Genomic DNA, 19,548 nt, shown 5'->3' with positions numbered 1-19,548 from the left:
TGCCGGTTGCAGTCGCAAAAGCTTCGCGCCATGAAGCGGCGATGATTACCTTCAAGAAGCGCCCGACGCGCCCTGCCGCCCTGCCCAATGTCGCCCTGCTGACTTTTGCCGCAGCTCTGCTCGCCACCACCAGCCCGCTCTGCGCGCAGGTCCAGCCGGCGTCGAACAGTCGCCCGATGGCGGTGCCGATCGCACAGACCATCCCGGACGCGCAGGACACGCCCTGGCCCGGCACGATCCAGCTCGCGATCGATGCCAGCGATACCACCACCGGCGCCTACCGCGTGACCGAGACGATCCCGGTGCCGCAAGGCACGACGAAGCTCACGCTGCTCCACCCCGAATGGCTGCCGGGGAACCACGGGCCGAAGGGCACCATCGCCGAACTGGTCGACATCCGCTTCCGCGCGGCTGGCCAGCTGCTGAGCTGGACGCGTGATCCGGTCGATGTGTTTGCCTTCCACGTCGACGTCCCCGCTGGCGCGTCCGAGATCACCGCGACGTTCATCCACACCTCGCCGCTCCGTGAAAGCGAGGGGCGCATCACGATGACGCGCGAGATGCTCAACCTGCAGTGGGAGAAGATGAGCCTTTATCCTGCCGGGCATTATGTGAGGGCGATCAAGGTGAAGCCCACGGTGACGTTCCCGGCGAACTGGCAGGTGTTCACCGCGCTCGATGGCAAGTCGGCGAACGGCAATGTCGTGACCTGGAGCGAGACCGACTACGAGACGCTGGTCGATTCGCCGATCTTCGCCGGGCTCTATGCGGACCGGCATGACCTCGGGAAAGGCGTCTACCTCGATCTCGTGGCCGACAAGCCGGAGCTCCTCAAGATCGCGCCCGAGAACCTGCAGACCTATCGCAACCTCGTCGACGAGGCGCTGCTGGCCTATGGCTCGAAGCACTTCGATCACTACGACCTGCTGCTGGCGCTGACAGACCGCATGGGCGGCATCGGGCTGGAGCATCACCGGTCGAGCGAGAACCAGTACGAGCCTCGCACCCTTGTCGATTGGGCGGCGGGCGACTGGGACCGCAACGTCGTGCCGCACGAGCTGTCGCATTCGTGGGATGGCAAGTTCCGCCGCCCGGCCAAGCTGTGGACGCCGGACTACCGTGTGCCGATGCAGGACAACCTGCTGTGGGTATATGAAGGGCAGAACCAGTTCTGGGGCCTCGTGCTCGCCGCGCGTTCGGGCGTCCAGAGCAAGGAGCAGGTGCTCGGCCAGTTCGCCAACTATGCTGGCTCGTTCACCCAGTATCCGGGGCGCGAATGGCGCTCGGTCGAGGATACCACCCACGATCCGATCATCGCCAACCGCAAGGCCAAGCCGTTCTCCTCGCTCGCGCGGAATGAGGAATACTACACCGAAGGCGCGCTGATCTGGCTGGAGGCCGAGGCGATCATCCGCGACGGCACCGGCGGCAAGAAGGGCATGGACGATTTCGCCAAGGCCTTCTTCGGCATGCGGGACGGCGATTGGGGCTCGCTGACCTACGAGCTGTCCGATGTGATCCAGACACTCAATACGATTTATCCCTACGACTGGGCCGGCTTCATCAAGACCCGCGTCCAGACCCCGGGCCAGCCCTCGCCGCTCGGCGGGATCGAGCGCGGCGGCTACAAGCTGGCGTGGAAGGAAGAGCCCAACCCCTATGACAAGGCACGCATGGCGGCGGCGAAATACATCTCGCTCAACCATTCGATCGGCCTTGCCATCGACAACGACGGCAAGATCACCGGCAGCCGCTGGGATGGCCCGGCGTTCAAGGCGGGGCTGGTAACGGGGATGCAGATCATCTCGGTCAACGGCAAGACCTACGATCAGGAGACGATCAAGGCCGCGATCACCGCCGCCAAGGGCACCAACATGCCGATCGACCTGATCGTTAAGCGCGACGATCTGGTTCGTCCGATCCGCATCGAATACCACGACGGCCTGCGCTGGCCGTGGCTGGAGCGCGCCGCTTCGGGGACCGCGCCGACCGGGCTCGACAAGCTGCTGGCACCCCGCGCGGCGGCGGCCAAGAAGGCAGCGGCGAAGTAAGGTGGGGAAGCGCGGCGATGCTGGAGAACAGCAGGCCGCACTGCGGTTCGGCCAGCGCTTTGCCCCGCCGCGTTTCGTGCTGTTCTTGGGGCTGCTGATCGGCGGTTTTGCCGCGCGCGGCTGGATGACGGGCTACGCCGATCTGGCCGATGCGCTGGTCGTCGGGTTCGATTTCGCGGTCACCGGCTTCCTTCTTTCGCTGATCCCGCTGCTGCGCGAATGCAAGAAGGAGACGATGCGGCGTCATTCGGAGGAGAACGACGCCAACCGGACCGTGGTCCTCGCGGTCAGCACGCTGATTACGCTGGTGGTCATGGCGGCCATTGCCGGCGAATTGCCTGCAGCAAAGCATGGCGAACCGGGCGCGCTGCTCCGCCTGATCGTTACATTGCTGCTGACCTGGCTCTTCGCCAATGTGGTCTATGCGCTGCACTACGCCCACGAGTATTACCGTGCCGGGGCGGTTCCGGGAGAGGATGCCGGGGGGCTGGAGTTCCCCGGCAGCGGGCATCCCGATTACTTCGACTTCGCCTACTTTTCGCTGACCCTCGGGATGACGTTCCAGACGTCCGATGTGGAGATTTCATCCCGCACGATTCGTCGGATCGTCACCGCGCATTCCTTCGCCGCGTTCATTTTCAACATCGGCGTGATTGCCTTCACGATCAACGGGATCGGCGGAATCTAGCCATTTTGCCCCACGTTCATGTTGCGGCGCACAAAGCGCGGCGCTAGAGCACGCGCGCAAGTTCCACCGGCCGCAGCGCCCAGCGAAAGCATCCCATGCGCATCGACATGATCCCCACCGGCGAGAATCCGCCTGAAACGCTCAACGTGATCATCGAAGTGCCCGTGGGCGGCGAGCCGGTGAAGTACGAGTTCGACAAGGCCTCTGGCGCGCTGTTCGTGGACCGCATCCTGCATACCCCGATGCGCTATCCGGCGAACTACGGCTTCGTGCCGCACACGCTTTCGCCCGATGGCGATCCGCTCGATGCGCTGGTGATCGCGCGCTCGCCGTTCGTCCCCGGCTCGGTCGTGCGCGCCCGTCCGATCGCGGTGCTCAACCTTGAAGACGAGCACGGCGGCGACGAAAAGCTGGTCTGCGTCCCCGACGACAAGACCTTCCCCTACTACCGCGACGTCGCCGAAAAGAGCGACCTGCCCGAGATCGTGCTGCAGCAGATCGAGCACTTCTTCACCCACTACAAGGACCTCGAAAAGGAAAAGTGGGTCCGCGTCGGCAAGTGGGGCGGCGCCGAAGATGCCAAGCGCATCACGATCGAAGCGATCGAGCGGGCCAAGGCCGCCAAGTAATCTGGTTTTGAGGGCGCTGCTGCGCCCTCAATCACCCGCGACGCTGAGGCCGTCGATCATGAGCGTGGGCACATCGATCCCGCGCCAGGTTTCAAGGTCGTCCGCCGCGACCAGCCGCGCGAACATGTCGATCAGGTTCCCGGCCACGGTGAACTCGGCAATCGGCGCGGCGATCTCGCCATTGACGATGCGGAAGCCCGAGGCGCCGCGGCTGTAGTCGCCGGTCACGCCGTTGACGCCGTGGCCGATCAGCTCGGTCACGTAGATCCCGTCCTTGATGTCGCCCAGCAGCGCACTGCGGCTGACAGTGCCCGGCTGCAGCACGAGATTGCCCGCGGTCACATGCGGTGCGCCTGATCCCCCGCGCGAGGCATGGCCGGTGGGCGTCGCACCGAGCTGGCGTGCCGCGGCGGAATCCATCAGCCAGCCGGTGAGGCGGCCATCCTCGACCAGATTGCGTGCGCCTGTCGGCAGCCCTTCGCCGTCGAACGGGCGCGAGCGGGGGCCGCGCTGGCGCAGCGGGTCCTCGCTGATGGTGATCGCGGCAGCGAAGATCTGCGCGCCGTCCTTGTCGAGCAGGAAGCTCGCGCGGCGGGCGATGGCCGAACCCGACATCGCACCGAGCAGGTGGCCGACGAGCGAGCTGCCGACGCGCGGATCGAACACGATCGGATAAGTGCCGCTCTTGACCCGGCCGGGATTGACGCGGGCGACAGTTCGCTCGCCCGCCTCGCGGCCGATTTCGGCGGGCGATAACAGGTCTGCGATGTGGCGGGCGCTGCGCCAGGAATAGTCGCGCTGCATGCCGCTGTCGGTTCCGGCGAGCACGCTGGCCGAGCGACCGTGGCTGGTTGCGGCATAGGCGCCGCTGAAGCCGTGGCTGGTGGCAAGCGCGACCACGCCCCGTCCCGCGCTGGCGCTGCCGCCCTCGCTGTTGGTGACGCCGGGAACCGCGCGGGCAGCATCTTCGGCTTCCTCGGCCCAGCGCCGCAGCGTCTGCGGATCGGGCTCGTATTCATCGACAAGATCGAGTTCGGGCGGAGCAGTGCGAAGCAGCAGCTCTTGCGGTGCAAGGCCGGCGAACTTGTCGGAAGGAGCGGCGCGCGCCATGTCGACCGCGCGGCTGGCCAGTTCGTCGAGCGCGCCGTCTGCCAGGTCTGTCGATCCAATGGAAGCCGAGGCGCCGCCGACGAAGACGCGCAGGCCGATATGTTCGGACTCGGAACGCTCGACATCTTCCAGCGCGCCGAGGCGCACCGAGACAGCTTCGGACGAATCGGCGATATAGACGGCATCGCCCGCTTCAGCGCCGGCCTTGCGCGCGCGCTCGATCAGCGCGTGGCAGCGCTCCTGGGCCTCTTGGGGGGACAGCATCGGGAAACGGGCCTTTCAGCAGATCAGTGTCAGGCCCCGCATATAGGTGCCGCCGCGCGGCGGGCAATCAGAACAGCGTGACGAGCAGCCGGAACACCGCCGCGAGCAGGAACGGCAGGCCGATCGCTACCGCCCAGGTAGCCATCTGATCGCGGCGGAAATCGCTGCGGCGCGCCGGATCGGCCGCGTCGCTATCGCTCAGGGCCTCCCAGCGGCGCTCGAAGTGGCGGAACATCGGGATGACGCCTGCGACCAGCACAACCAGCGCCATCATGGGCAACATCGAACCGCTCGAGCCTTCAAGCGTACGCAAGGTCACGAAGATCTGGAGGCTGGTATAGACAAGCAGGCTGTAGGCGACGGTGTCGCTCATCCGTTTGCGCCAATCGAGTGCATGGCCCTGCATCGCCGTGCCTTCGCTTCCCAGACCCGCAGCAATACCCTTGCGCATCGGTGGTGCCCCCGTTTTCACACTCTCCACCACGAGTAAAACACGCATTCGGCCATGTTTCAAGCGCTGCAATATTACCGGGGGTGTGTCGCGCTGCATCCTGCGATCAGCCATGCATAAATCCTGCCAAAGGCGCGCAGACGGGCTTTGCCCGCGCCGCAGACCGGGCTATGGACCTTCTCGATTATGGACGAAACGCCCGCCACCGCGACCAACCATGCCGCTCTGGAACAGGGCGGGCTCGAAGTGGTCTCGATCGCCAAGAGCTACGACAAGCGCGCCGTGCTGACCGATATCTCGCTGTCCGTGGGCAAGGGCGAAGTGCTGGGGCTGCTCGGGCCCAACGGTGCCGGCAAGACGACGTGCTTCTATTCGATCATGGGGCTGGTACGGCCGGATTCGGGCCGCATCCTGCTCGATGGCGTCGATATCACCCGCCTGCCGATGTATCGCCGCGCGATCCTCGGTCTCGGCTATCTGCCGCAGGAAACCTCGATTTTCCGGGGCATGACGGTCGAGCAGAACATCAATACGGTGCTCGAACTGGTCGAGCCCGACAAAGCGACCCGCGCGGCGGAGCTCGACCGGCTGCTCGATGAATTCGGCCTTACCCGCCTGCGCACCTCGCCCGCGATGGCGCTTTCGGGCGGTGAGCGGCGGCGCTGCGAAATTGCGCGCGCGCTGGCGGCCAATCCCTCGATCATCCTGCTCGACGAACCTTTCGCGGGCATCGATCCGCTCTCGATCAGCGATATCCGCCACCTCGTTATCGATCTCAAGAACCGCGGCATCGGCGTGCTGATCACTGACCACAACGTGCGCGAGACGCTCGACATCGTCGACCGCGCCTGCATCATCTATGGCGGGCAGGTGCTGTTCGCCGGCAGTCCCGAAGCGCTGGTGGCCGATCCCAACGTGCGTCGGCTCTATCTCGGCGAGGGCTTCACGCTATGACGCTGCCCGAGACGGGAGGATAGCGGGCCATGGCGCTGGGTCCGCGGCTCGACCTCCGCCAGAGCCAATCCCTCGTCATGACCCCGCAGCTCCAGCAGGCAATCAAGCTGCTGGCGCTGTCGAACCTCGAAATCGAGGCCTTCATCGGCGATGCGCTCGATTCGAACCCGCTGCTCGAACTGGGCGAAGGCGCGCCGGAAAGCGGCATCGATGCCGTGTTCGAGGGCGAGCCGGATAGCCTGCGCCGGACCACGCTCGAATCCTCCCCGGTCGATCAATTGGTCAGCGAAGGTCGTGCAGCGGATGATCGCCCGCTCGATATCGACGCCAGCGCGCTCGACCGGGACCGTGACACGGGAGATGGCACGCGGAGCGACTTCACGGACAGCTTGGGCGATTTCGGCTCGGCCAGCAGCGCCGGGGGTGAGGCGCCCGATATCGACGAGCGCGGTGGGGCAAGCGAGACGCTGGCCGAGCACCTTCATGCCCAGATCGGCGCGGTGACTTCAGATCCGATGCAGCTGTTTGCCGCGCGCTGGCTGATCGATCAGATCGACGAGGCGGGTTACCTCACGACCACGCTGGGTGAAGCGGGCGAGGCGCTTGGCCTCCCGCAGGCAGCAATGCAGTCCGCGCTCGCCCTCGTCCAGTCGCTCGATCCGACCGGCGTAGGCGCCCGCAACCTCTCCGAATGCATTGCGCTGCAGGCCCGCGAGGCGGACCGCTATGACCCCTGCATGGCGCGCTTGATCGACAATTTCGACCTCCTCGCGCGCGGGGAAATCGCGCGGTTGAAGCGGCTGTGCCAGGTCGATGACGAGGACTTTGCCGACATGCTGCGCGAGCTGCGCAGTTATGATCCCAAGCCCGGCCTGCGCTTCGGCAGCGGTCCGGCCGAGGCGGTGGTGCCCGATATCCTCGTGCAGGCGGTGATCGGCGATGACGGTGCGCCGGGGTGGGACATCGCGCTCAATCCGGCGACCCTGCCGCGCCTCGTGGTCAATCGGCGCTACTATGTCGAGATGCGCCACGCCTGTGTGGGCAAGGACGCCAAGGCCTGGCTGGGCGAGCGGCTTGCCGATGCGAACTGGCTACTGAAGGCGCTCGATCAGCGGCAGAAGACCATTCTCAAGGTGGCAGCGGAGATCGTGAAGCAGCAGGAAGGTTTCTTCCGCTTGGGCGTCGCCCACTTGAAGCCGCTGACCTTGCGAACTGTGGCGGAGGCGATCTCGATGCACGAATCGACCGTCAGCCGCGTTACCTCGAACAAGTATCTGCACTGTGCACGGGGCACGTTCGAGCTGAAGTACTTCTTCACGTCGGGTGTCGCCTCGGCGGATGGCGACGGCGCGGTTTCGGCAGAAGCGGTGAAGGCGGCGATCCGCCAGTTGATCGATGCCGAGGACCCGAAGGCGGTGCTCTCGGACGACACGCTCGTCGATCTGCTCAAGGCGCGCGGCTTCGATCTGGCGCGGCGGACGGTGGCGAAATACCGCGAGGCCATCGGGCTGGGCAGTTCGGTGCAGCGCAGGCGGCAGAAGGCGCTGGCCGGAGTGCGCTAGACCCTTCTGTCAGCCGGGCCGCTCCGCCAGCATGTGCTGGATCATGTCCTGCAGATTGGCGTCAAAGCGAGCGAGGACCGCATGATCCTCCGCCGTCTGCCAGTGCGTCACCAGTTCGCGTCCGTTCCACCAGTGCAGTGCATAGGCGGGCGGATCGGCGACGATCAGCGGGCGCTGATCAGGCACGCCGGGATCGATGGGCCTGAAATCGAGGGCAATCTGGGGCGCGGTCGAGGGACAGGTGGCGACGACAAGGCCTTCCCAATGCGCTGTCACCGCGCGGTGGATGTGCCCGCAGACGAGGCCGATCACGTTGGTCCGCCCGCGCAGGCAGGCCGCGAGCCGCGCGACCCATGGCTCGGCGGGATCGGTGTTCATCCACGCGATGCCGACTTCGATGGGCGGGTGGTGCTGGACGATCAGCGTCTTGCGCTCCGGCTCGGCATTGAGCTGCGCAGTGAGCCACGCCGCGCGCGCTTCGCAGAACGCGCCGCCGTGGCGGCCTTCCTCAAGCGTATCGAGCACAAGCAGCCGCAGCGACGGCGTCTCGATGGCATAGTGCAGGAAGCCGCCGTCGAACGCCGCCTCGGGAAAGACTACGGCAAAATTGGCGCGCTCGTCGTGATTGCCGAGCGCGTAGTAGACCGGGAAGGGCAGGCCGGAGAGTGCTTCGCGCAGCCGCTCGTAGCTGTCGCGGTCCCCGCGGTCGATGAGGTCGCCGGTCGCGAGCAGCATGTCGGGCTGCGGAACCATGCTGCGCAATTCCGCCACCACGCGGTCAAGCCTCTGGCGGTTGAACTCGCCGGGGCTGTCGGGCTCGAAGCCGAGGTGGATATCGGTAATCTGCGCTATCAGCATCCGGCGGTCCCCAGGGCGTCTATCGCAGCATCGGCGGATGGCGAGAACGATCCCAGGCTGCGGTGAGCAGCGCAGGTCCCTTACGCTTGTCGGCCGGCTTCCACGGTGCGCCGTTGTCCATGTGGTATTCGTGGCACATCGCGCAGCCGGACGCGACCGGTTCCTTGACCGCTGTGGAGGCAAGTTTCGCCCCCCCTTCGCCGACATGGCACGAGCGGCAGCCGCCTTGGCCGTCGATGCCGGGTATCAGCACGGCATCGGCATCGTTCGAGCTGTTTGCCTTGACGTGGCAGGTCACGCATTCGGACTTGTTGTGATCCTTATGGTCGAACCAGCCCTTGTTGTAATAGCGCCCGTTCTGCGCGACTTTCTGCACGGTAAAGCCTGCGGTCGCCGCGCTGCCGCCGCGTCCGATCGTATGGCAGTCATAACACATGCCGCCTTTGCTGAAGACTTGGCGCACGGCCTCGTCCGCCTGCATTGGATAGAATTGCACCGCGCGGGCATAGTCTGCGGCCGTCGATTGCTGCGCCGCTGCGCCCGGGATGCGCCGCGCCATCCCGCCGAGGCTGGCCGGACGCGGCGGCATGCCGCCCCGGAACGCCGCGCGCAGATCGGCGACCACCTGTTCGGGCTGGCCATGGCGCAAAGTGCGGAAAGTGCCACCGATCTCGTCGAAGGTCAGCGCGTGGCACGACTGGCAGGCCTTCTCCATCTCCACCGGCTTGAACCGCGCGCCGCCGCTGTCGGTCTGGTGGCAGTCCTTGCAGCCCAGCCCATCATTGGCGGCAAACTCGCCCGGGCGGCGGCGCACCATCTGCGCGATGCCGTTGGTTCTGGAGAGGTGTTGGGCGTGGGTGAACTTGAGCCCGGTGCTTTCCTTCATGCCCTGCTGCCACAAGGCGCGCTGGAACATGGGTTTGCCGTCCCCGCCGATCCCGGCCACGAGCATGGGCCGGAACTGGGGATGGGCCGTTCCGAAATCGGCGGCATCGGCGATCTTCGTATCGGGCAAGCGCGTTTTCAGTCCATCGTGGCAGGTGGTGCAGAATTGCTGCTGCGTGGCAGGCATAGCGCCCGCACCCTCGTGCTCGGTGTGACAATCGACACACCTTCCGGCGGGCTTGTTGAAGGCGCTCGCGACCGCGCGCTGGAATCCGGCGAATCCGGTCGGCTCGCCGCGCGCCTTCAAAAGCCGGGCGCCATCGGCGATGTGCTGGTGGGCATCCTGCGTGTGGCAGGTCATGCAGGCATTGTCGCGCACCGCCACGAAGGGCTTTACATGGCAGGCTTGGCAATCGCCGCCGAGGTTCTTGTGGGCGAGGCTGAGGTTGCCCGAGGACCACGCCAGGTCGCCATGAATGCCCGCCGGCCGACGCGCATCCTTGTGCAGCGCGAGCGGCTGGTAGGTTGCCCACGACCAGATCGGCACCGCAAGGAACGCCAGCAGCATCAATGCGGCAAAGCCCCAGGCGGACAGGCGCTTGCCGGGAAGCAGCTTCTGCAGCGTATAGGCGCTGCCAATGTCGATGGCCTCGGCGCTTTCCGAAACCGCCTCGACGCGGCGCACGGTGAAGGCGGGGAGACCGCTTTCCGCCTCGCGCGCCAACGTGATGCGATGGCCGCCGAAGGCAAGCTCGGCACCTGTGGCGACTTCGAGTTCGCTCGACGTGGTCGAGCGGCCGTTGACCGTAAAGGGTTGCGCGCCGATCGATTCGATCAGCAGCGTATCGGCATCGATCGCGTGGATCCGGGCATGGCGGGGATCGACGGCAAGGTCGGGCAGGTGAATGCCAGAAGACCCGTCGCGGCCGATGACGAGAACGGGTTCCTCGACGACCGCGCGCCGGACGATCTCCTCCCCGCTGGACTTGAGGGCGATCTGGCGGACGACATAGCTCATGGGCGCGCTCACCAGTAGAAGAAGACGCTGACGATATGCGCGGAGAGCGCGGCGATCAGCGCGAAGGTCATGGGGACGTGGACGTAGAGCCAGGCTTGCAGCCAGCCCTTGATCCTGAGGTGCCGCCTGAGGCGCGCCAACATGGCTTCCTTGCGGGTAAGCAGCGCGTCCACCTTGTCGAGCGGATCATCGGCCACGCGCGGCCGATGCGCCCGCAGACGGCGGAGTTCGCTCGCCGCCTCGCGCGTTGCGTCACCGGGGTAGCGCCCGGTCAGCCGGTTGATGATCGAGCCGGTGAACGGGTCCTGCTCAAGGCTGTGGTCGACGAGGATGGCGCACTCCCGGTCGAGCGGCTGGGCGGCGTCATGGAGCTGTCGGTCGAGCGAGCGCAGCGCTTCGACCATCTGCTTCTCGGTGATCGCGCCTTCCGCATCATAGCGGTTGGCGGAGAGTGCGCGGGGCAGGGTGGCATAGGCCGTCACCCCGAAGATGCCCGAGACGATCACGATCATCATCAACGCCCAAGCCAGCGTGTGGACGTTCCAACCGAAGGCGAAGCCCGAATGGAGGGTGCCGATCACGATCAGCAGCACGCCGAGCCAGACGTGGGCGGAGGTCCATGCCTTCAGCGACCAGCGCCCCGGCGTGATCGCGCGCTTGCGCATGCCGAGTGCGGTCAGCCACAGGATGAGCAGCGCGCCCACGGTGCCGAGCGTGTAGCCCAGCCAGCTCGAGCCGAAGTGGTGCGGCGGCAGCGGCACGAAAATGTAGAGCAGGATCAGCGCAGCGGCGAGCGCGGCGGATATCTTGATCCACCTGCCGCTCTTGTGAACGAGGAAGCCCTCGTGCGTGCTCTGCCGCTCGCGCGTGGCGCCGGTGCGGCGGCGGGAGGTGGGGGCCGGGGTGCTTGCCATGGCTCAGGCCCCTTCGTTTTCAAGGCGGGCGACAGTCAGGAACTCGTCGGGCGAGACGCGGATCGCGGCCCCCGTCGGGCAGGCGCGCACGCAGCTCGGGCCGCCTTCGATGCCGGCGCACATGTCGCACTTGATCGCCTTCTTGCGGTCGAGCGCTTCGTCGATGGCCGGGTCGCCGGTGTATTTGGTGTTCTTCTTCGACCATTTGTACGGCGGCTCGCCCGGCCCCGGCCCGCTGCCGAAGAACAGCCATGAGAGGAGCGAGGGTTTCTTCGGCGGCACCTTGTCCATGCGGATCACGCCATAGGGGCAATTGCGCTGGCAGTTGCCGCAGCCGATGCAGGTGTCGTTGATGAAGACCTCGCCGTCCGCCCCGCGGTGGATCGCGTTGGGCGGGCAATCGGCCATGCAATGCGGATGCTCGCAGTGGCGGCATGACGTCGGCACGTGGAGATGCGCGAAGCTCTTGCCTGCCTCCCGGTCAAGCCGGGAAAGGCCATCGTGGCTGTCGGCGCAGGCCTTCTCGCAGTTGTCGCAGCCGACGCAGAGCCGTTCATCGATGAGGAGAACGTCGGTCGCCTCACCGAGGCCCTGGCTGACGAGGAACTTGGCCTGCTCCGAATAGAGATCGACGACGCCGGAGAAACCGTCCTTCTTCGATTCGACGAAAGCATTGGTCGCGCGCCGCGCTTCCATGTCCTTGCGCGCACGCTCCAGCAGCGCCGGCTTGGCCGCAAGCACCCGCGCGAACGCCTCGCCGTCGATCTTGATCACTTCGCTCTTGATCGCCGCACGCACGGTGGCGGTGCGCTGCCCGCCATCGATCAGCGCCATCTCGCCGACATAGGAACCCGCCGGAAGGTAGGAGAGGAACACCGGCTTCCCGCCGACGACTTTCTCGACGATCATCGAGCCGACGCGGATGACGTAAATGTCCTTGTCGTCGGCGCCTTCGGTGATGATCGCCTCGCCCGCGCGTACGCCCATGATCTTGGCGGTATCGACGACTTCGCGCACGTCGTCCGGCGTGAGACCGGAGCCGAACATCTGCAGCAGTTGCCGTTCGGTCGAAATGCGCTCGATCGTCCGCCGGGCGCTCGGTACCTGGCTCTGCAGCTTGAGCGCGGCGTTGCGGCTGATCTCGACGCAGATACAGTCGCTCGCTGCAACCACCGTCGCGCCGCGCCGCCGCCCGGAAATGAGGCCGACTTCACCGAAGATCGAGCCCTTCTGGATCGGCACGACCTTGCTTGGATCATTGGCATCGATCCGCACGTTCACCGATCCATCGGCAATGGCAAAGAGCGAGGAGCCGGGATCGTTCTTCTCGAAGATCGTATCGCCCGCCTTGTAGAAGCGGGCATCCGAATCGAGCATGAACTCGCGGAGCTGCAGCGTGGTCATGCCGTTCAGGATGGCGATATTGGTGCGCAGCAGTTCCAGCCATTCAGCCACGCTGCGCTTGCCGGGCAGGCTGGCGAACTTGGCTTCGAGCAGCGGCTCGTCCGCCGGCTTGAGGTCCGCGTTGCCGTTGATGAACTCGATGACGTCGTAGCCCTGGTTCATGCAGTGCTTGATCAGCGGATAGCCAGCCAGCGCGCCGATCACGAAGATGCCGGGCGCGGTCGATTCGAACTGCGGCGAAAGCGTGGGGAAAGCGAGCCGATCATTGCTCGCAAACTCGATCCCGCAGCCCTCGACGAAGCCGCGCGGCGGGGCCGAGCCGATGCGCGCGATGATGCGGTCGCAGCGGATGCGCTCCTCGCCGTCTCGCGTGTTGAGCGTGATCCAGCCCGGCTCGATGGCCTTGGTCTCGGTCTCGTAGCGGATGGTGAGCTTGCCCGCCGTGTCATCCTCGACCAGCGCCTTGGCATTGGGCTCCTTGGCCGTGGCAAAACTTTCGCGCACGTTTGCCGATTTAGGCGAGCGGTTGAGAATGGTGACGACATTGCCCTGCGCCGAATCTTCGGCAAGCCCGCGCGCGTTTTCGATCCCCGCGTCGCCGGTGCCGACCACGACAATGTGCTCGTCCAGCACCGCATAGGGATCGTCGAGCTGATAGGTCACGTGCGGCAGGTCCGCGCCGGGGCAGCGCATCAGGTTGGGGTTGCCCTGCGTGCCGATGGCGAGCACGACCGAATCGGCCATCACCACTTCGCCGTTCGTCAAGGTGATCGCATAGGGCGGGGCGTGGCGCTGCAGTTCGGTTGTGGTGGTCGATCCGTCGCGCGCGCGGGTGACAATCTTCTGGATCGAGCCTTCGATGGCGGGGCCTGTGCCTTTGATCGATTTGACTTCGGCGTTGTACTTCACATTGACGCCGAGTTCCTCGGTCCGCTTGTTCCAGCGGCCCAGGATGTCCTCGCGCTTGCCGGCATCGAATTCCTGATCGGAGCGCAGCACGAGCTGTGACGGCGTTGCCATCACGTGCTTGCCCTTCTGGTACTTGTAGATCGTGTCGGAAAGGTGGTCGGTCTTTTCGAGCAGGACATGCGCAAGGCCGAGCTGCGCCGCGCGGCTCGCCGCACTCATGCCAGCGGGGCCTGATCCGATGATTGCAACCTTATGGACTTCGCTCACCGGTGCACGCCCCCCGCGCTGCCTGACACGGACCCCTGTTGGCTGGCCCTGTGCCCTGTTTTCCGATTTGCGCCCCTGTTTGCATTGGAGTTTAGCCGATGCACCGTGGTTTGCCAGCCGCAATTTAGCCGGGCTGGTACGCCAATCTGTTCCGATCCGGCGCGAGGCAATCCGCTGCGCTGCCGCTTGCATGGTGCGGGGGGCTGGGGATATGCCCGACAATATGGGGACGCGCCTGAACCGGCGCACAAGGGAGCATGTGATGACCGAGGCCGAATCCAAGCCGACCCCAGATCCTGCCTCCTCGTCTGCCGCTTCAACCAGCAAACCGTCCGGTCGTGGCGGGCGCATCGTGCTTGTGCTCGCGGCGGTTGTCGCGCTCAGTGCCGGTGGTGTCGCGGTCTGGCGCGGGCAGCGCGATGCCGAGATCATCGCCCAGCCACCTGCGCCCACCGAAAGTCAGGCGCCTTCGGTCGATGATGTGATCACTCGCCTGGAGGCACGGCTCAAGGCCAAGCCCGACGATGCGGAGGGCTGGCGCATGCTCGGCTGGTCCTACTTCCAGACCGAGCGCTACGCCGAAGCGGCGACCGCGTTGAAGGAAGCGACCAAGCTCGATGACACCCACGCCGAGACGTACTCCTTCCTCGGCGAGTCGCTCGTGCTGGCGAGCAAGAGCGAAGGCAGGATTCCGGCAGACGCACAGGCAGCGTTCAGGAAGGCGCTGAAGCTCGATCCCAAGGATGCGCGGGCGCGTTACTTCCGCGCTGTGGCGATGGATCTGGCGGGCCAGCACCGCAAGGCGATCGATGCGTGGTTCGCGCTGCTCAAGGATACCCCGTCGGATGCGCCCTATGCCGAAGACATCCGCGCGGTGATCAAGAGCGTGGGGGACCGCTACAAGATCCCCTACGAGGAGCGCCTTGCCGCCGCGCAGTTCGCGCCGCCCGCCAGCGGAATGGCCACCAACGGCGCAGCAGTCGCCTCCGGGGCGATCCCCGGGCCGTCTTCGGCAGAGATACAGGCTGCTTCGGCGCTGCCCAAGGGGCAGCAGGAAGCGATGATCCGCGGCATGGTCGATGGGCTCGAAGCCAAGCTCGCGAAGAACCCGGGCAATGCCGATGGCTGGATCATGCTGATGCGCAGCCGCATGCAACTGGGTGAGCCGGCCAAGGCGGCGAAGGCACTCGAAGGCGGGCTTGCGGCCTTCCGCAACGATCTCGCGGGGACCCGCAAGTTGCGCGAAGCGGCCGGTGCGATCGGTGTTCCCGGCGCCGGACCGGGCGGATAAACCGGGAGTTCTTAAAAAAGGTTTCGCCTCGTGATACGCGCCCGGACATCGAGGTTATCCCAGATAAGGGTTCTTAACTGTTGGATGGAAATGGGAAATTGCCATTCTGGGCACAAATTCCAGATAAGTGATATGCGAGGGGTACCGGGCCGTTCGCTTACGATAAATTAACCTTTCATGTTCATTGGTCATATGGTTAATGACGGCGAAGGCCCCGGATGTGGGGCTCAAGCCATCGGGGAATGGCAACAAGGGGCTATCCAATGCGCGTGCTGCTGATCGAGGACGAGCCGACCACGGCCAAGGCGATTGAGCTTATGCTCACCACCGAAGGCTTCAATGTCTATGCAACCGATCTCGGGGAAGAAGGCCTCGATCTCGGCAAGCTCTATGATTACGACATCATCCTGCTCGACCTGAACTTGCCCGACATGCACGGGTACGACGTGCTCAAGAAGCTGCGCGTCGCCAAGGTGCAGACGCCGGTACTCATCCTCTCGGGCATTGCCGAGATGGACTCGAAGGTCCGCTCGTTCGGCTTCGGCGCCGACGACTACGTGACCAAGCCGTTCCACCGCGAAGAGCTGATCGCCCGCATCCACGCCGTGGTGCGCCGCTCGAAGGGTCACTCGCAGTCGGTCATCCGCACCGGCAAGCTTTCGGTCAATCTCGATGCCAAGACGGTCGAGGTCGACAGCGCCCGTGTCCATCTGACGGGCAAGGAATATGCGATGCTCGAGCTGCTTTCGCTGCGCAAGGGCACCACGCTGACCAAGGAAATGTTCCTGAACCACCTCTACGGCGGGATGGACGAACCCGAACTCAAGATCATCGACGTGTTCATCTGCAAGCTGCGCAAGAAGCTTGCCCATGCCTGCGATGGCGAGAACTATATCGAGACGGTCTGGGGCCGCGGCTATGTGCTGCGCGATCCGGACGACAAGCTGGACGTCGAAGCGGCCTGATCCGGCCTCCTGCCCCCCGGCCTCGACCTCCGTGCGCAGCGGCCCGTCAGCAATGGCGGGCCGCTTGCGTTTGGGGATCAGCCGATGCGGTGGAAGGTGTTGGTCTCGAGCTTGGGCATCGTGCTGCCCGCCCAGATGATCGTCTCGGTCATCGACTTGCGATCGCGCGAGACGGTATAGACCCGCGTAGAAACGGGCGCGCCGTCCTTGCCGAGCGTCATCACCAGCGTGCCCGGAGCGGGCTGGCGCAGCGACGCGCTGTCGATGAAGCCCATGTTGCCGGCGGTCGGCACGGGAGCGGCATCAAGCGCTGCGGTCGATTCCGCGTGAAGCGTTCCGCCATCGGCATTGACGATCTCGACCAGGGTGGTCCAGCGCCGATCGGGTGCGACGCTGAAGCTGATGGTGACGGCGCGGGGACGTTCTTCGGCGGGTACAGCGGCCACATCCAGCGCCCAGCGGCCGACCAGCGGCGATCCTTGCGCTGCGGCCACGGCGCTTTGCGGGCGAGCTGCGTTGTAGGGGGCGTCGGCCGCCATCAGCAGCGATCCAGCGGCGATGAGAGGCATGGCGATCAGCATGGCAATCGTTCCTTTCGGTCCTGTCAGCCCACGGCTTGCGGGCTGGACCGGTGCCTCGGACGAAGGCGATGTCATTGCCAGATCAGGATTCTTGTCCCAGTTTTTCTGGGCTCCCAGCTGACGGGCGAGTTCGCGGCTGCTGCCTACGCCGGTCTTGCGCCGCGCATCGCGCAGCCGTTCGTTGATCGAGGCTTCGGTCCGGTCAAGCTGTGCGGCAATCGATTTGATCGTGTGCCCCTCGGCGAGCAGCCGCAGCACTTCCAGCTCGCGCACGTTCAAGGCGTCCGCAAGCGCGCTGGCTTCACGGGAAGGTGTACCCGACAAGCGTTCCATCGCCGACATGGTCCCTGAGTGACCATATGGGCTGCCGGGCGTCCATCCCAATTTTCTTGTCTGGCACGCCAGGTTTGCATACCGGGCACCCGATGAGGGGACAGCTCACCAGTGCCGTTGCGACCATGCTGGCGTGCGTGGCCTGCAGTGCGCGGGCGCAGGAGATCGATCAGTCCATTATCGTCACTGCGCCGGGCGCCGGAGTGGACAGCGACGACGCGCTCGGCCTCTCGCGCGGGGACATCGCCCGCGGCGGGCGGCCGGACCTGATAGGTGCGCTGACCCGCCAATTGCCGGGCGTGACCCTGCAGGATGCACAGGGCAATCCGTGGCAGCCGGCGCTGGTCTATCGCGGGCAGACCGCATCGGGCGCGCAAGGGCAGTCGCAGGGCCTTGCCGCCTATCTCGACGGTGCGCGGTTCAATCTGCCCTTCGGCGATACGATATCGCTCGATCTGGTGCCCGATGTCGCGCTTCGGACGGTCGAGCTCGTCGATTCGAGCCCGGTCTATGGCCTCAACGCGCTGGGCGGAGCGCTTGTGCTGGAGACTGCTACGGGCCGCAGCGAACCCGGCCTCAGTGCCAATGCCTCGCTCGGTGCTTACGGCGCGCACGATGTGAGCCTTGCCGCCGGCGGCGCAGCAGGGCGCTGGAGCGCCTATGCGGCGGTGCAACTCCGCGGCGAGGACGGCTGGCGCGACTACAGCACTTCGCGGCTCGCCAGCGGCTATGCCGATCTGGGCTATGATGGCGTCGCTGCCGGGCTCCATGCCAAGCTCGTCCTCGCCAGCACCGGCCTCAGTGGCAATGGCGCGGCGCCGGAGGAGTTGCTCGCCGTCCGCCGCAGCGCGGTGTTCACGCATCCGGATCGCACCGAGAACCGCTTTGCTCGCCTGAGCCTCCACCCGTGGGCTGATCTTTCGCCGACCACGCGGTTGCAGGCGGCATTCTACGCGCAGTGGCTGAAGAGCCGCCTGCTCAATGGCGATGCAGCCGATATCGAACCTTGCGAGGATGATACCGGGCTCCTTTGCCTCGAAACCGAAAACGAGGGAGAGGAAGAAGCCGAAGTCCTCACCGACCGGCAGGGCCGTCCCATCCGTGCGTTGGCGGGCGACCCGACCTATGCCGTGTTCAACCGCGGTGCGCTGTCCTCACGCGCGTTCGGTCTGCTGGCCCAGATCACCGATCGGCGGCCATTGCTGGGCGGCAGCAACGTGTTCACGATCGGCACGAGCCTCGACTATGGCCGCAGCGCATTTGGGGCCACGACCGAGCTTGGCACATTGGACGATACGCGCGGCGTGCAATCGGTTGGTCCGGTGATCGCGCAAGATGACAACGCCATCGCCCCGGTCTCGGTGATCGCGCGCAATCTCTACGCCGGGTTCTTCGTGGCGGAGACGCTGCCGCTGGGGCCGAACCTGCATCTAGAAGCGGGGCTACGCTACAACTACGCGGCAATCCGGCTCGACGATCAGATCGGGACCGCACTCAATGGGCAGCACCATTTCGGCCGGCTCAACCCCGGGCTGGAGCTCGATTGGGATGCGGTTCCCGGCCTCTCGCTGCGCGCCGGTTATGCCGAGACCAACCGCGCGCCGACGCCCGCGGAACTGTCCTGCGCCGATCCCGAAGCGCCCTGCAGCCTTGCCAACTTCTTCGTCGCCGATCCGCCGCTGCGCCAGGTCGTGGCGCACACGTGGGAGCTGGGTGCATCGGGCAAGGGTACCGCTGGCGGCTGGCGGATCGAATGGCTGGCCTCGGCCTACCGCGCTGACAGCCGTGACGAGATCCGCCGTGTCGCTTCGGGCGTGCGCGGGCGCGCCTATTTCCAGAACCTTGGCGATGCGCGGCGGCAGGGCATCGAGCTCTCGCTGACCGCGCAGCGCGGCGGCCTGCGAGTGGCGGCAACATATGCGTTCACCGATGCCACCAATCGTTCGCCGGTACGGATCGCAAGCCCTGGGAATCCGGCGGCGGAAGCTGGCGCAATCCTCGTGAAGCCCGGCGACCGTCTCCCCGGGGTGCCGCGTCACAGCGCGAACCTCAATCTGGACTATGCCGGGAAGGTAGGACCGTGGCGGCGCTTCACTGTCGGCGGAACAGTCTCCGCCCGCTCTGGGCAGGTGCTGCTCGGAGACGAATCGAACCGAGCGGCGCTGGTGCCGGGCTATGTCCTCGTTGACCTGCGCGCGGGGATAGAACTGCTGCGCGAGGTCGTGCTGTTCGGCGAAGTGCGCAATCTGCTGGACCGCCGCCATGCTACGTTCGGCACGTTCGGCGAGATCGGATCGGTGCTGCTGGCCGAAGCGCCGGGCGCCTCTTCCCCGCGCTTCCTCGGACCTGGCGCGCCGCGGCGCTGGACTATCGGGATCCGGCGCGGCTTCTAGGGGCGTTGACCGGCTGGCATC

At 65.8% G+C, this 19,548-nt stretch carries 15 protein-coding genes; 8 read left to right on the top strand and 7 right to left on the bottom strand.

Annotation, left to right across the window (positions count from 1 at the left end; genetic code table 11):
* Positions 1-41 precede the first annotated feature (41 nt).
* The 3 genes from NDB2M1_RS21100 (at position 42) to ppa (ending at position 3,368) form a co-directional block, all read left to right on the top strand.
* Positions 42-2,051, top strand: a complete 2,010-nt coding sequence (locus NDB2M1_RS21100; RefSeq protein ID WP_083555035.1) for a M61 family metallopeptidase — start codon at positions 42-44, stop codon at positions 2,049-2,051.
* A gap of 1 nt (position 2,052) precedes the next feature.
* On the top strand, positions 2,053-2,739 hold the full coding sequence (locus NDB2M1_RS21095) for a DUF1345 domain-containing protein (RefSeq protein WP_253185984.1): 687 nt from the start codon (positions 2,053-2,055) through the stop codon (positions 2,737-2,739).
* 95 nt (positions 2,740-2,834) lie between these two features.
* Complete coding sequence (gene ppa, locus NDB2M1_RS21090) at positions 2,835-3,368, top strand: inorganic diphosphatase (protein ID WP_054121397.1); 534 nt, start codon at positions 2,835-2,837, stop codon at positions 3,366-3,368.
* Positions 3,369-3,395: 27 nt separating this feature from the next.
* Here ppa and NDB2M1_RS21085 read toward each other — a convergent pair whose 3' ends face one another.
* Complete coding sequence (locus NDB2M1_RS21085; RefSeq protein ID WP_072384646.1) at positions 3,396-4,742, bottom strand: TldD/PmbA family protein; 1,347 nt, start codon at positions 4,740-4,742, stop codon at positions 3,396-3,398.
* 67 nt (positions 4,743-4,809) lie between these two features.
* A complete protein-coding gene (locus NDB2M1_RS21080) occupies positions 4,810-5,193 on the bottom strand; it encodes a hypothetical protein (protein ID WP_253185983.1) in 384 nt (127 codons plus the stop codon).
* Positions 5,194-5,379: 186 nt separating this feature from the next.
* On the opposite strand from NDB2M1_RS21080, the gene lptB reads away from it, so the two are divergent.
* Both lptB and rpoN read left to right on the top strand, forming a co-directional pair.
* Positions 5,380-6,147 carry an LPS export ABC transporter ATP-binding protein gene (lptB, locus tag NDB2M1_RS21075; protein WP_072384645.1) on the top strand — a complete coding sequence of 256 codons (768 nt, stop codon included), beginning with the start codon at positions 5,380-5,382 and terminating at the stop codon, positions 6,145-6,147.
* A gap of 29 nt (positions 6,148-6,176) precedes the next feature.
* Positions 6,177-7,709 (top strand): RNA polymerase factor sigma-54, encoded by a 1,533-nt coding sequence (gene rpoN / locus NDB2M1_RS21070; protein ID WP_072384644.1) that lies wholly within the window; start codon positions 6,177-6,179, stop codon positions 7,707-7,709.
* Between the two features lie 9 nt (positions 7,710-7,718).
* On the opposite strand, the gene NDB2M1_RS21065 is transcribed toward rpoN, so the two are convergent.
* From NDB2M1_RS21065 to NDB2M1_RS21050, 4 genes are read right to left on the bottom strand one after another with little or no spacing between them, the layout of a single operon-like run.
* Entirely contained in the window at positions 7,719-8,567 is an 849-nt protein-coding gene (locus tag NDB2M1_RS21065; RefSeq protein WP_072384643.1) for a phosphodiesterase, read from the bottom strand.
* A gap of 19 nt (positions 8,568-8,586) precedes the next feature.
* The gene (locus NDB2M1_RS21060) at positions 8,587-10,482 is read right to left on the bottom strand and encodes a cytochrome c3 family protein (RefSeq protein WP_253185982.1); all 1,896 of its coding nucleotides are present in this window, start codon (positions 10,480-10,482) and stop codon (positions 8,587-8,589) included.
* Complete coding sequence (locus NDB2M1_RS21055) at positions 10,479-11,384, bottom strand: hypothetical protein (protein WP_054121402.1); 906 nt, start codon at positions 11,382-11,384, stop codon at positions 10,479-10,481. Before NDB2M1_RS21055 ends, NDB2M1_RS21060 begins: the two co-directional genes overlap by 4 nt.
* A 3-nt stretch (positions 11,385-11,387) precedes the next feature.
* Entirely contained in the window at positions 11,388-13,964 is a 2,577-nt protein-coding gene (locus NDB2M1_RS21050) for a cyclic nucleotide-binding domain-containing protein (protein ID WP_072384641.1), read from the bottom strand.
* A gap of 262 nt (positions 13,965-14,226) precedes the next feature.
* Here NDB2M1_RS21050 and NDB2M1_RS21045 point away from each other — a divergent pair, with 262 nt between their 5' ends.
* Positions 14,227-15,255: a tetratricopeptide repeat protein gene (locus NDB2M1_RS21045; RefSeq protein WP_054121492.1), complete on the top strand. Its 1,029-nt coding sequence runs from the start codon at positions 14,227-14,229 to the stop codon at positions 15,253-15,255.
* Positions 15,256-15,518: 263 nt separating this feature from the next.
* Positions 15,519-16,220 (top strand): response regulator transcription factor CtrA, encoded by a 702-nt coding sequence (gene ctrA / locus NDB2M1_RS21040; RefSeq protein ID WP_054121404.1) that lies wholly within the window; start codon positions 15,519-15,521, stop codon positions 16,218-16,220.
* 77 nt (positions 16,221-16,297) lie between these two features.
* On the opposite strand, the gene NDB2M1_RS21035 is transcribed toward ctrA, so the two are convergent.
* Positions 16,298-17,134: a helix-turn-helix domain-containing protein gene (locus tag NDB2M1_RS21035; protein WP_082364553.1), complete on the bottom strand. Its 837-nt coding sequence runs from the start codon at positions 17,132-17,134 to the stop codon at positions 16,298-16,300.
* A 92-nt stretch (positions 17,135-17,226) separates the two neighbouring features.
* Between NDB2M1_RS21035 and NDB2M1_RS21030 the strand changes: the two genes are divergently transcribed.
* Positions 17,227-19,527: a TonB-dependent receptor gene (locus NDB2M1_RS21030; protein WP_072384640.1), complete on the top strand. Its 2,301-nt coding sequence runs from the start codon at positions 17,227-17,229 to the stop codon at positions 19,525-19,527.
* Positions 19,528-19,548: the final 21 nt, after the last annotated feature.

Source organism: Novosphingobium sp. NDB2Meth1, assembly GCF_900117425.1.
Lineage (GTDB): Bacteria > Pseudomonadota > Alphaproteobacteria > Sphingomonadales > Sphingomonadaceae > Novosphingobium.
Note: the sequence above shows the minus strand (reverse complement) of the source record. Positions and strands in the feature narration are given on the sequence as shown.